Below are 12,859 nucleotides of genomic sequence, written 5' to 3'. Positions count from 1 at the left end.
TAAATGAGTCTCATCGACACTGAATCACAGGAATAATCCTCATGAGCTTCCCGTCCCACGACCTCGAAACCGCCCCTGAAGCCTCCAAGCCGCTGCTGGAAAACTCCCAGAAAGCCTTTGGCCGCCTGCCCGGCCTGCACAAGGTTCTGGCAGAGAGCCCACAGGCCTATGAAGGCTACCAGCTGCTGCACAAACTCTTCACCGAGACCGATTTTGACGCCGATGAGCTGACCGTTGTCTGGCAGTCCATCAACGTCGAGCACGCCTGCCACTACTGCGTGCCAGCCCATACCGGCATCGCCAAAATGATGAAGGTGTCAGACGAGATCACCGAGGCGCTGCGCAATGAAACCCCGCTGCCTTCCGCCAAGCTGGAAGCTCTGCGCACCTTCACCGTGCAGATGGTGCGTGAGCGCGGCAACGTGTCTGAAGCGCAGATGAAAGCTTTCTTTGACGCAGGCTACGGCCACCGCGCGGTGCTCGACGTGATCCTGGGTCTGGCGCAGAAAACCATGTCCAACTACGTCAACCACGTGGCACAGACCCCGGTCGACGAAGTGTTCCACCCGCTGAAATGGGAACGCGGCAACACCCCTCTGGAGGTGTAATCCCGCCCGGCCCTTCCGGGCCAACCGAGCAAAACACGGGGCTGCGCTTGACGGCGCGGCCCCTTCACGCCTATGGCAGGCGCATGGAACACACCGTGCAAAAGCTTGAAGAACAGATTGCCCACCTGACCCGCACCATCGAGGATCTCAGCGATGTTGTGGCCCGTCAGGACAGCGAGATTGCCCTGCTCACCCGCCGTGTGCACATGCTGATGGAACGCGAGGCCAGCCGCGAAGCCGAAGGCGGCGGCGGTGTGGTCATCGGCAACGAACGCCCGCCACACTATTGACCGGCCGGTCGCTCAGCTGACGCTGAGCCTGCTTGTGGGCGCCGCCCTCGTCACATCAATGATGTGACTTCACCCGGGATATTTTTGGAATGAGAAAGCTGGCGGGTGTTTCCTCCCCCGCGGGGCTGAGATAGCCTGTGGCAATGACCACAGCTCCCCGATTCATTCACCTGCGCACCCACACGGAGTACTCTCTGCTGGAGGGCGCCGTGCGCGTGAAAAAACTGCCCGCGCTTTGTGAAAAGATGGGCATGCCCGCCGTCGCCATCACCGACACCAACAGCCTGTTTGCGGCGCTGGAATTCTCGGTCGGGGCGCAGAACGCGGGCATTCAGCCCATCGTGGGCTGTCAGGTCGATCTGCACATGCCGCACAACGACCCGACCGGTCGCACGGCCCCGCCGCCCCCGGCCCCCATCGTGCTGCTGAGCCAGCGCGAGGAGGGCTATGAAAACCTCATGAAGCTGTCCTCCTGCCTTTATGTGGACAAAGGCGGGCAGCTGCCGCAGGTCACCATGGAGGAGCTGGCGGAGCGCTCTGCTGGGTTGATCTGTCTCACCGGCGGGCCGGATGGCCCGATGGGGCGCATGATGCGCAACGGCCAGCACGATGCCGCCCGCGCCATGATGACCCGTTTCAAGGAAATCTTTGACGACCGGCTTTATGTGGAGCTGCAGCGTCACCCCGGCGAGCACGGCAAGCCTGAGGCCGAGCAGCTGACCGAGCGCGGCTTTATCGAGATGGCCTACGCCATGGACATCCCGCTGGTCGCCACCAACGACGTCTATTTCCCGACGACCGATATGTATGAGGCGCATGACGCGCTGATCTGTATCTCTGAGGGCGCTTATGTGGATCAACAGGACGGCCGCCGCCGCCTGACCCCGCAGCATTATTTCAAATCTCAGGAAGAGATGATCACACTTTTTGCCGATCTCCCTGAAGCAATTGAAAACACGGTGGAAATCGCCAAGCGCTGCGCTTTTGCCACCTATCTGCGCGATCCGATCCTGCCCAAATTTGCCGACGATGAGGTGGCTGAGCTGCGCCGCATCGCCAATGAGGGCCTGCAGGCCCGCCTTGCGGTGATCCCCCACGCCGTCAGTGTGGAGGAATATCAGGAACGGCTCGATTTTGAGCTGGGCATCATCGAAGGCATGGGTTTCCCCGGCTACTTCCTGATCGTTGCGGACTTTATCCAATGGGGCAAAGACCACGGCATCCCGGTGGGGCCGGGTCGGGGCTCCGGTGCGGGCAGCCTTGTGGCTTATGCGCTCACCATCACCGACCTTGATCCCCTGCGCTACTCGCTGCTGTTTGAACGCTTCCTGAACCCGGAACGGGTTTCGATGCCCGACTTTGACATCGACTTCTGCATGGACCGCCGCGAGGAGGTCATCAAATATGTGCAGCAGAAATACGGCCGCGACAAAGTGGGACAGATCATCACCTTTGGTGCGCTGCTGTCCAAAGCCGCCGTGCGCGACATCGGCCGTGTTCTGCAGATGCCATACGGGCAGGTGGACCGCCTCTCCAAGCTGATCCCGGTGGAGGGCGTCAAACCCATGTCCATCGCTGACAGTCTCAAGGAAGAGCCGCGCCTGCGCGAAGAGGCCGAAAACGAAGAGGTGGTGAACCGCCTCTTGACCTACGGCCAACAGGTTGAGGGGCTGTTGCGGAACGCCTCCACCCACGCCGCCGGTGTGGTGATTGGCGACCGTCCGCTCGATGCGCTGGTGCCGCTTTATCAGGATCCACGTTCTGACATGCCCGCCACCCAGTTCAATATGAAATGGGTCGAACAGGCCGGTCTGGTGAAGTTCGACTTCTTGGGCCTGAAAACACTCACCGTGATCCAGAACGCCATTGAGCAAATCCACAGCTCGGGCCGCCCGCTGCATGTGGCCGCCGATGGCACCCAGCTTTATGAGCCTGCCGAGGGTGCCGAGAACCAGATCAACGCCATCCCGCTGGATGACGGACCGACCTACAAGCTTTACTCTGATGCCAAAACCGTCGCCGTGTTCCAGGTGGAATCCACCGGCATGATGGATGCGCTCAAGCGCATGAAACCCACCTGTATCGAGGACATCGTTGCGCTTGTGGCGCTCTACCGTCCGGGTCCGATGGAGAACATCCCGGTCTATTGCGAAGTCAAAAACGGGCAGCGCGAGATCGAATCCGTCCACCCGCTGATCGACCACATCCTTGAGGAAACCCAGGGCATCATCGTTTATCAGGAACAGGTGATGCAGATCGCTCAGGTCATGGCGGGTTATTCCCTTGGCGGCGCCGACCTGCTGCGCCGCGCCATGGGTAAGAAGATCAAAGAGGCGATGGACGCCGAGCGCCCAAAATTTGAAAAAGGCGCGGCGGAAAACGGCGTTCCAGCCAAGAAAGCCTCCGAGGTTTTCGACCTTCTGGAAAAATTCGCCAACTACGGCTTTAACAAATCCCACGCGGCCGCCTATGCGGTGGTGAGCTATCAGACCGCCTGGCTCAAAGCCAACCATCCGGTTGAATTCATGGCCGGGGTGATGAACTGCGATATCCACCTCACCGATAAGCTCGCGGTCTATTTTGAAGAGGTCAAAAAGGCCCTCAAGCTGCCCTATGTGCCGCCCTGCGTGAACCGCTCGGATGCCACCTTCAAAGTGGTCGACGGCGCGCTGGTCTACGCCCTTGGGGCGCTGAAAAACGTCGGTGTGGAGGCGATGAAACTCGTCACCGAAGGCCGCAAGGTCGACGGGCAGGATAAGCCTTTTGCCACGCTCTTTGATTTCGCCCGTCGGGTGGATCTCAAAAAAGTGGGCAAACGCCCGCTGGAAATGCTCGCCCGCTCCGGCGCCTTTGATCAGCTCGATGGCAACCGCCGCCGTGTGCTGGAAAGCCTCGATGGTCTGGTGAACTACTCCGCCGCCATTCATGAGCAGAAGACCTCAAATCAGGTCTCGCTCTTTGGCGAGGCCGGGGATGACCTGCCAGAGCCGCGCCTTTCCCCCGCCGGGGACTGGCTACAGGCCGAGCGACTGGATGAGGAGGCCAAGGCAATTGGTTTCTTCCTCTCCGGTCACCCGCTTGAGGATTACATGGCCGCGCTGAAGCGCAAGCAGGTGCTCACGCTGGACGAGCTCACCGACAAGGCGCGCGGGGGGGCCTGTATCGCCAAGCTCGCCGGTCGTGTTTCCGGCCGACAGGAACGCAAATCCGCGCGCGGCAACCGCTTTGCCTTTGCCCAGCTTTCCGACCCGACCGGGGCCTATGAAGTCACGATCTTCTCGGACACGCTGGAAAAATGCCGCGAGTACCTGGAGACCGGCTCCAAGGTGGTGGTGACCGTGAAGGCGGAGATGGAAAGTGACCAGCTCAAACTGCTAGCCCAATCCATGACACCGGTAGACACCATTGTTGCGGATGCCGGAAACGCGGGCCTCAAGATATTCCTCGATGATGCCAGCGCCGTGGGACCGGTGGCCAACATCCTGCAGGGCGCAAAAGAGAGCATGCCAAAGGCCCCCAAAGGCCCGATCATGTTCTGCCTCACCAATATGGAGCTGCCCGGCGAGGTCGAGATCGACGCAGGCGCAGGTTTCCCGGTAAATCCTCAGATCAAGAGCGCGCTGAAATCCGTCGAAGGCGTGATGGCGGTGCAGGAGGTCTAACCTCCCGCGCCGCGCTTGGGTCTGGCTCAGCGTCGCTGAGCCTGTAAAGGGCTCTGCCCTCGCCCCATCACAGATGGGGCTTCACCCTGGATTTTTTTGGCAAGAGGAAGACGCAACGCACGCCGCCTTAATGTTTTGCAGCCGCCTGAATTTGGCACCTACGCAATACAGCCGCGATACAGACGCAATACCGACGTCGCGATTTATGGTTAATATGGCCAAATCGCCGCGCAACACTTTGGCCATGACGCAGCGACGATGACGCCGCGTTCAGGGGTGACAGCGCCCCGTCTTTACGTTTTGGTCAACCGGAAATGAGGAGGCACCGATGGAGGCACCTGTGACTCAATATCCCCATATGCTGGCCCCGCTTGATCTGGGCTTTACCACTCTGAAAAACCGCGTCCTGATGGGCTCGATGCACACCGGTCTGGAAGAAACCAAAGACTGGAATCGGGTGGCGGAATTTTATGCCGAACGCGCCCGCGGCGGCGTTGGCCTGATCGTCACAGGCGGCATGGCCCCTTCCAAAGAGGGCGGCGTTTTCCCCGGTGCTGCCGGGCTGTTTTCCGATCAGGACATCGCCAACCACAAGGTGGTGACAGACCGCGTCCATGAGGCCGGTGGCAAGATCGCCATGCAGATCCTGCACGCCGGTCGCTATGCCTATGGGCCGGAATGTGTGTCGGCCTCTCCGATCAAATCCCCGATCTCTCCCTTCCCGCCAAAGGAGCTGGATGAAGAGGGAATTGAAAAGCAAATTCAAGACTTTATCACCGCCGCCACCCGCGCGCACGAAGCCGGTTATGACGGTATTGAGATCATGGGCAGCGAGGGGTATTTCCTCAATCAGTTCATCTGTACCCATGTGAACAAACGCACGGATCGCTGGGGAGGGTCTTACGAAAACCGCATCCGCCTGCCCATCGAAGTTGTGCGCCGCTGCCGCGAGGCTGTGGGCGAGGACTTCATCATCATCTACCGTCTGTCGATGATTGATCTGGTGCCCAACGGCTCCACCCACGAAGAGGTGGTACAGCTGGCGCAAGAGATTGAAAAAGCAGGCGCAACCATCATCAACACCGGCATCGGCTGGCACGAGGCGCGCATCCCGACCATCGCCACCTCCGTGCCCCGCCGCGCCTTTGCATGGGTCACCAAAAAGCTGATGGGCAAGGTTGGCATCCCCGTGATCACCTCCAACCGCATCAACACGCCTGAAGTGGCCGAGGAGGTGCTGGCCGAGGGCTGTGCCGACATGATTTCCATGGCCCGCCCCTTCTTGGCGGACAGCGATTTTGTCAACAAAGCCGCCGAAGGCAAAGCCGCCCACATCGCCCCCTGCATCGGCTGCAACCAGGCGTGTCTGGATCACACATTTGGCGGGAAGCTCACATCTTGTCTTGTGAATCCAAGGGCTTGCCATGAAACCGAGTTGCCGATCCTTGCTGCGGATGCGGTGAAGTCCATCGCCGTTGTTGGCGCCGGACCAGCCGGTCTGTCCGCCGCAATGACCGCTGCACAACGCGGCCACAAGGTCACCCTGATCGACCGCGCCGACAAACTGGGCGGGCAGCTCAACGTTGCCAAACAGATCCCCGGCAAAGAGGAATTCTGGGGGCTGGTAGACTGGTATGAAGCCATGATCGCCGACCTCGACATCGAGGTGCGCCTGAACACCGAGGCCACCGCCAACACATTGGCAGGTTTTGACGAGGTCATCATCGCCACCGGTATCGTGCCACGCGACCCGGGCATTCCGGGCCAAGATCGCCCCGAAGTGCTGAGCTATCTCGATGTACTGCGCGACAAGAAACCTGTCGGCAAAAAAGTCGCCGTCATCGGCGCAGGCGGCATCGGTTTTGACGTTTCCGAATTCCTTGTCCACGAAGGGGAAAGCCTCACCGAGAACCTGCCCGAATGGATGGTGGAATGGGGCGTCGCAGACCCAGAAGAGCACCGCGGAGGCCTCGCCCCCAAAGGTGCCCAGCCCCACGCCCCGGCGCGCCAGGTAACCCTGATGCAGCGCAAGGCCAAGGCGCTTGGCAAAGGTCTTGGAAAAACAACCGGTTGGATCCATCGCGCGGCGCTGAAGATGAAGAACGTCGAGATGCTTGGTGGTGTGAACTACGAGCGGATCGACGACGACGGCCTGCACATTTCCTTTGGCGAAGCGCGTGAAAACCCTCGGGTGATCGCAGTCGACAATGTGGTGATCTGCGCCGGTCAGCTCTCTGATCGCAGCCTAGCGGACGCGCTTGAGGCCGAAGGCGTCACCTGCCATGTGATTGGCGGCGCGGATGTGGCTGCCGAGCTTGACGCAAAACGCGCGATCAATCAGGGCACACGTCTGGCCGCAAGCCTGTAAAACACTGATAAGAATACCAAAAGGGAGCGCTGGCCGCTCCCCTTTTTGTTGCCCGCACAAAAGAAAAAGCCCGAGTTCACAAGGAACCCGAGCTAAGGTTGCTTTCATAGAAAGCCAGGGAAAATTACCAGTTGGCCGGGCCTTTGTCGCCAAAAGCGTGGACCAGAAAGTCGATAAACGCGCGCACCTTGGGCTGGGTAAAGCGCCCGGGCGGGTAAACGGCATAGATGCCTTGTGTCTCAATCGGCAGATCCGGAATGGCCTCCTCAACCAGCCCCTGCTCCAGCGCATCCGCATAGAGGAAGTTTGGAAGATAGGCGATGCCGAGGCCAGATTGTGCCGCGTTCAGAAGGGATTGTCCGTCATTCACCGAGAGCCAGCCCGCCGTGCGCACCTGCCGCTTTTCGCCAGACGGCGCGGTCAGTTTCCAGACAGCGCCATTGGCCTGACTGGAATAATGCAACAGTTTGTGGTGGTTCAGATCGTCAATCTTCTCCGGACGGCCGTATTTCTCAAAATAGGCCGGGCTCGCGATCATACGCTTGGTGGTCTCAGCCAGCTTGCGCGCCCGCAGGGTGCTGTCTTCCAGCTCCCCAATGCGGATCGCCATATCAAAGCCTTCAGAGATCAGCTCCACATAGCGGTTGTTCAGCACCATATTCACAGTGATTTCAGGGAATTCCGCCAGAAAATCGCCCAGCACAGGGGAGAGGTGATTGACCCCAAAATCCGTCGCCACAGAGATGCGTAACAGGCCCGAGGGTGCCGATTGCATCGAGGTCACCAGCGCATCTGCCTCGCCTGCGTCATTCAAAACCCGTCGGGCGCGGTCATAATAGGCCAGACCAATCTCCGTGGGTGAGACACGGCGGGTGGTGCGGTTCAACAGGCGCGCGCCCAGACGGGCTTCAAGGGAAGAGACGTGCTTTGACACCGCAGATTTGGAAATGCCCATCTTCTTGGCGGCATCCGTGAATCCGCCCTGATCCACAACAGTGGCAAAAGCTTCCATCTCGGTCAGGCGATCCATGCTGGTGTCCTCTAGTTACTCGCTTGAGCACCATCTATGACGCCGGAATCGGGCAGGATATGGGCAGAGGCCGGACAATATCGGGGTTTTCATGGGATCGTTTGCGGCATGGAAACAGGGAAACATTCGGTTTCCACAGCCCATAAGGCACCAGAATCACATAAAAAACCGCTCTCAACCTATGTGAAAGGCTACCCGGACAGTTCAGGCCACAAACATCTGAATTGTGCACTGACTCGCCAGAAAGACGGGTCGGCCCGCCGATCAGTCGCCCAGTTTGGCGTGAACCTCGTCCAGATCGATTTCCCCAATCGGCATTTTGTTGGCCGGATTCTCGAAATCATATTTGAACAGGTGGAAATCGCGTTTGTAGATTTCATAGACCAGATGCATCGACAGATCGTCGAAATAGTCCTCAACCGGATGCGCGCGCTTGGGGCCGTGGCCCTCAGATTCGTTGAAGCGCGGGATGCTTGCCAGATCCACCGCATGCGGTGTCTCGATCTGATCCAACACGCTCTGCATGCCGTCGTTGAACTGCTCGGTCCAGAAAATCTTATCGTAAGCGCCACCGTTCACGATGAAAGTGGAGATATGGCCCGACATGGCCGACCAGTGAATGTCCGGGTCCATCGGGCGCCGCCAGCGAATGGTGTCGCGTGCAAACAGCAGGAAACGGCGGAAGCTCTGGATCTGGTCAAACTCCTGTTTGCCGTCATCGCCCCCCACTTCGATCCCGTATTTCTGCACCAGCATCGGCACCAGATTGCCGCGATAGCGTTTGCCGTTGCGCTGAATGCCGCAGATCTTGTCAAAGAAAGAAGACAGAATTCGCGTGTAAGGATTGCGCACACAGGTGAACGCATAAGAACGATGATCCCGCACATTGTCGGTGATCGGCTGATGGCTGCCTTCCAGCGCCCATTTGTGCATCCCGCCCTTGGCGTCATGGATGTCACCGTCAAAAAACGTGCCATGATCGGAGTAATACATGATCTGCCCGATCGTCGAGCAAGCGCATTTGGGCACCACACGGTACACCACGCTCTCACTTTCCGTCATCCAGGTGCCGGGAAATCCCATTGCTCTGCCTCCGTTACCGCCGTGCTTCGCTCAAATGCCACGATCTCTGTACGTATTTTAAAATTCCAAACAAAGTCTGTTTATTCAACGCGTGTTCATCTTTAAATGGATAATTACAAGACGTCAAAGTGGGGATCAAAGAGGCTAGATGGCGAGAATTGCTTACATTCTTCTGTGCCACAAGGATCCCGAAGCCATCATCAAACAGGCGGAGCGCCTGACGGCCACGGGTGACCACATCTCCATTCACTTTGATGCGCGTGCCAAACCAGAGCACTTTCGCATGCTGCAAGAGGCGCTGGGGACCAATCCCAACGTGGCCTTTGCCGAAAAGCGGATCAAATGTGGCTGGGGCGAGTGGTCTCTGGTGGAGGCGACGCTGAACGCGGTGGAAACCGCCGTCAAAAAATTCCCGCGCGCCTCTCATTTTTATATGTTGTCTGGCGACTGCATGGTGATCAAATCTTCCGAGTACATCCACAATTTCCTGGATGAGAACGATGTGGATTTCATCGAGAGCTTTGATTTCTTTGAGAGCGACTGGATCAAGACCGGCATGAAGGCCGAGCGCCTGATCTATCGCCACTGGTTCAACGAGCGCACGCAGAAGCGTCGTTTTTATACGACCTTCAATCTGCAGAAAAAGCTGGGCCTGAAACGCGAAGTTCCCGCCGACATTCAGGTGATGATTGGCAGCCAATGGTGGTGTCTGCGTCGCCAAACCATCGAAGCAGTGCTGAACTTCACGCAAAAACGCCGCGATGTGATGCGCTTTTTCCGCACCACTTGGATTCCAGATGAGACGTTTTTCCAAACACTGGTGCGCCATCTGGTGCCAACTGAGGAGATCCGCTCCCGCACGCTGACCTTCCTGATGTTCACCGACTACGGGATGCCCCTGACCTTTTACAACGATCACTATGATCTGTTGATCAGTCAGGATTACCTCTTTGCGCGCAAGATCAGTCCCGAAGCCTTGGAGCTCAAGGAACGCCTGGGGCAACTATATGCGGAGAAAGGCGTGCAGTTTCAGATTTCCGCCGAAGGCCCCAGCCTGTTCCGTTTCCTTACCGGGCGCGGCCGACAGGGCAAGCGCTTTGCCAGCCGTTTTTGGGAGACCGAAAGTACGCTGGGCCGGGACCGCGAGTTGATGCTCTTGGTGTGCAAAAAATGGCACGTCGCCAAGCGTCTGCTCGATAAGATCAGTCAAACCACCAACATCCCGACCATCGCCTACCTCTTCAACGAAGAAGGCACACCGCTTCCCGATCTGGGTGGCATTCAATCCACTCTCGGCAAACGCACGCGCCACCGCCGCGCGCTGATGCGGATGTTGTTTGACTATTACGACACCGATCGCCTGCTGATCTGCCTCGACCCCAGCGCGCTGGATCTGATGCAGGATTTCTTCAGCGACCGCTCCACCACGCGGATGCTGGAAATCCAGTGTGACTTCACCGATCAGTACCTGACGGGCCACGCCATCCGGATTGGCCTCGCCGGAGAACAGACCCCTCGGGAAACTCTGGAGCGGCTCCTGCCAACCATCAAACGGGACATCTTCAACGAAAGTGACCGCATCCGCGACGCTGGTTTTGAGAACCTCTCCCGTATGATCGAAGGCGGCACTGAGGAAACTCATGTCAAAGCCCTGACGGACTTCTTGCATGTGAACGAGGAAGCCGCCCGCGAAGTCGCCCGCACGGACTATCTGTTCAGCGACTAAGCGAGGTGCCTTTGCCCGCCGCGCAGGTTCAGCGACTGCGCGTCAGCTCAAGGAACACATCTTCAAGATCGGCCTGCTCGGTTTTCACATCCTGAATGGAAATCCCGGAAGCCCGCACCGCATTGAGCACGTCTTCGGCTGAGGTGGCATTGGCCTGATAGCTGATTGCCAAAGCGCCGTCGGCGCGCCGCTCCACCGAAAGACCTTCGGCTTCGGGCAGCGCATCAACTTCGCCTGCGGGCTGGATCACCATACATTTCTGATCGATATGGCCCAACAGGTTGCGCGTGCTGTCCTGCGCCACCAGCTCGCCTTGGTTGATGATCGCAATCTCATCACACATCTCCTCCGCCTCTTCGAGGTAGTGTGTGGTCAGAATGATCGTTGTGCCCTGCTCTTCGTTCAGCCGCCGCACATTGCGCCACAACATCTGGCGCAGCTCGATATCCACGCCAGCGGTCGGCTCGTCCAGCACGAGCACCTGCGGCCCATGCACCAACGCCTTGCCAAGCAACAGCCGCCGCCGCATCCCGCCCGACAGGGTGCGCGCATAGGCATCCGCCTTATCAGACAGCCCCACCATCTCCAGAATGGCATCGCTTTGCCGCTGCGCCTTTGGCACACCATAAAGGCCCGCCTGCACCTCAAGCGCGCCGTGCGGGGTGAAGAAGGGGTCAAGGTTCAGCTCTTGTGGCATCACGCCAATCGCCGCGCGGGATTGGCGCGGATTTTCATCCTGATCAAATCCCCAGATGCGCACGCTGCCGGAGGTCTTGGTCACCAGTCCTGCCATGATATTGATCATGGTCGATTTCCCGGCACCGTTGGGGCCTAACAGACCAAAAATCTTGCCCGCCGGCACCGAAAGATCGACCCCTTTGAGGGCGTGTTTCTCTGGCTCGCCGCGCCCCCCCCTGTAGGTCTTCTGCAGCCCGCGGATTTCAATCGCATTCTGAACCATGACCGCTCTTGCCCCTCGCTGTGCAATCCATAATATTTGCCCTATCGAAACGGGGCCGGTATCACAACCAACTCCCCGGAAATTGCCAAGTCACAGGCGCATGCCTGCCCCAGCCAAAGGACGTTTGCGATGACGATTGCCGCCCCTGAAACCAAGATCGTTGACAGCTATCGCATTGCCTGTGACGGCGGCGAGGGTGCCTTGGGCCATCCCCGTGTCTGGTTGCAGATCCCAAATGAGCACGGCTGGGTCGAGTGCCCCTATTGCGACTGCAAATACATCCACAAAGACTTCGAAGACAAAGTCGCCTAAGCGATCCATCCGCGCTGAGGTGCCTTTCCGAGGCACCCGCCGGTTTTACAAATGGGTCTGGGCAAACTGCCGGTCTGGCGCTTCAAGATGGGCCACAGAGTTGAACTGCGCCAGCAAAGGCTTGCCCAGAACCATCTGCCAGCGATGCACCGAGGTGTTCTGGATCGCCAGACACATCTGCGCCCAGCCATCCACGTCAAGCGAGAGCGTCTGGCGCAGCACCGCGCCAATCAAGCCGCCAGAGGTGACCACCAGCGCACGCCCCTCACCAGAGGCGATCTCCGCCATAGCCGCTTTTACACGCGCATCAAAATCGGCGTAGCTTTCTGGCACATGTTGAATCTCGCCCTCCTGCCAGGCCCGCAACACCCTTGGCATATGGCGCACAAAGCCTTCCCGGTCTGACGGCACCTCCAGCCCGAACTGCTCTTCCATCAGGCGGGACAGATCAAAATAGGCAAACTCATTCAAACGGGGATCTTCCACAATCTCGGCAAACTCTGCCGCGCCAAGGCTCTCCGCTGTCTCCCGATGCCGCCGCATACTGCCCACATAGACCCGCTGAAACCGCTCACCGTTGCCGCGCAGATGCGCGCCGAGCCATGCGGCCTGCTGATGCCCCAAAGGCGACAGCTTGTCATAGCTCTGTTCATCGCGGGCTTCGGTGTTGGCCTGTCCGTGGCGCACAAGGGTGATGTGAGGCATCTGCGACCTTTCTCAACTACAGCGGTGGCCCATGCGTAGCGAAGCGACGCGCCTTGGGAAAGCGAATTCGCCGCCACCGGCTTGCGCTTGCCCTGCGGGAGGTTAGGGTTTGGC

10 protein-coding genes are annotated in these 12,859 nt (G+C 58.9%); 6 read left to right on the top strand and 4 right to left on the bottom strand.

Going from position 1 to position 12,859, the window contains the following annotated elements:
* Window positions 1-41: 41 nt before the first annotated feature.
* From J7400_RS04250 to J7400_RS04235, 4 genes are all read left to right on the top strand, one after another.
* On the top strand, window positions 42-608 hold the full coding sequence (locus J7400_RS04250; RefSeq protein ID WP_209059951.1) for a carboxymuconolactone decarboxylase family protein: 567 nt from the start codon (window positions 42-44) through the stop codon (window positions 606-608).
* 95 nt (window positions 609-703) lie between these two features.
* Entirely contained in the window at window positions 704-898 is a 195-nt protein-coding gene (locus J7400_RS04245) for a SlyX family protein (protein WP_209060260.1), read from the top strand.
* A gap of 143 nt (window positions 899-1,041) precedes the next feature.
* The gene (dnaE, locus tag J7400_RS04240) at window positions 1,042-4,560 is read left to right on the top strand and encodes a DNA polymerase III subunit alpha (RefSeq protein WP_209059934.1); all 3,519 of its coding nucleotides are present in this window, start codon (window positions 1,042-1,044) and stop codon (window positions 4,558-4,560) included.
* A 340-nt stretch (window positions 4,561-4,900) separates the two neighbouring features.
* Complete coding sequence (locus tag J7400_RS04235; protein WP_348540111.1) at window positions 4,901-6,928, top strand: NADPH-dependent 2,4-dienoyl-CoA reductase; 2,028 nt, start codon at window positions 4,901-4,903, stop codon at window positions 6,926-6,928.
* Between the two features lie 124 nt (window positions 6,929-7,052).
* Here the strand turns inward: J7400_RS04235 and J7400_RS04230 are convergent, their stop codons facing one another.
* Entirely contained in the window at window positions 7,053-7,958 is a 906-nt protein-coding gene (locus J7400_RS04230; RefSeq protein WP_209059932.1) for a LysR family transcriptional regulator, read from the bottom strand.
* A gap of 264 nt (window positions 7,959-8,222) precedes the next feature.
* On the bottom strand, window positions 8,223-9,041 hold the full coding sequence (locus J7400_RS04225) for a sulfotransferase family protein (protein WP_209059930.1): 819 nt from the start codon (window positions 9,039-9,041) through the stop codon (window positions 8,223-8,225).
* A 148-nt stretch (window positions 9,042-9,189) separates the two neighbouring features.
* Here J7400_RS04225 and J7400_RS04220 point away from each other — a divergent pair, with 148 nt between their 5' ends.
* On the top strand, window positions 9,190-10,767 hold the full coding sequence (locus tag J7400_RS04220; protein WP_209059927.1) for a DUF5928 domain-containing protein: 1,578 nt from the start codon (window positions 9,190-9,192) through the stop codon (window positions 10,765-10,767).
* A 28-nt stretch (window positions 10,768-10,795) separates the two neighbouring features.
* Here J7400_RS04220 and J7400_RS04215 read toward each other — a convergent pair whose 3' ends face one another.
* Window positions 10,796-11,728 (bottom strand): ABC transporter ATP-binding protein, encoded by a 933-nt coding sequence (locus J7400_RS04215; RefSeq protein ID WP_209059924.1) that lies wholly within the window; start codon window positions 11,726-11,728, stop codon window positions 10,796-10,798.
* Between the two features lie 129 nt (window positions 11,729-11,857).
* On the opposite strand from J7400_RS04215, the gene J7400_RS04210 reads away from it, so the two are divergent.
* Window positions 11,858-12,040, top strand: coding sequence for a zinc-finger domain-containing protein (locus J7400_RS04210; protein WP_209059921.1), 183 nt, complete (start codon window positions 11,858-11,860; stop codon window positions 12,038-12,040).
* Window positions 12,041-12,085: 45 nt separating this feature from the next.
* On the opposite strand, the gene J7400_RS04205 is transcribed toward J7400_RS04210, so the two are convergent.
* Complete coding sequence (locus J7400_RS04205) at window positions 12,086-12,745, bottom strand: histidine phosphatase family protein (RefSeq protein WP_209059918.1); 660 nt, start codon at window positions 12,743-12,745, stop codon at window positions 12,086-12,088.
* Window positions 12,746-12,859: the final 114 nt, after the last annotated feature.

Origin of the sequence: Shimia sp. R9_2, assembly GCF_017743735.1 — a bacterium.
In the GTDB taxonomy this organism is placed as follows: Bacteria; Pseudomonadota; Alphaproteobacteria; order Rhodobacterales; family Rhodobacteraceae; genus Shimia.
This window is presented reverse-complemented; position numbering and strand designations above follow the sequence as displayed.

Bases quoted from the DNA above. Each gene is read 5' to 3' on its own strand.
- J7400_RS04250 (WP_209059951.1), top strand. From the start codon at position 42: ATGAGCTTCCCGTCCCACGACCTCGAAACCGCCCCTGAAGCCTCCAAG.
- dnaE (WP_209059934.1), top strand. From the start codon at position 1,042: ATGACCACAGCTCCCCGATTCATTCACCTGCGCACCCACACGGAGTAC.
- J7400_RS04230 (WP_209059932.1), bottom strand. From the start codon at position 7,958: ATGGATCGCCTGACCGAGATGGAAGCTTTTGCCACTGTTGTGGATCAG.
- J7400_RS04225 (WP_209059930.1), bottom strand. From the start codon at position 9,041: ATGGGATTTCCCGGCACCTGGATGACGGAAAGTGAGAGCGTGGTGTAC.
- J7400_RS04220 (WP_209059927.1), top strand. From the start codon at position 9,190: ATGGCGAGAATTGCTTACATTCTTCTGTGCCACAAGGATCCCGAAGCC.
- J7400_RS04215 (WP_209059924.1), bottom strand. From the start codon at position 11,728: ATGGTTCAGAATGCGATTGAAATCCGCGGGCTGCAGAAGACCTACAGG.
- J7400_RS04210 (WP_209059921.1), top strand. From the start codon at position 11,858: ATGACGATTGCCGCCCCTGAAACCAAGATCGTTGACAGCTATCGCATT.
- J7400_RS04205 (WP_209059918.1), bottom strand. From the start codon at position 12,745: ATGCCTCACATCACCCTTGTGCGCCACGGACAGGCCAACACCGAAGCC.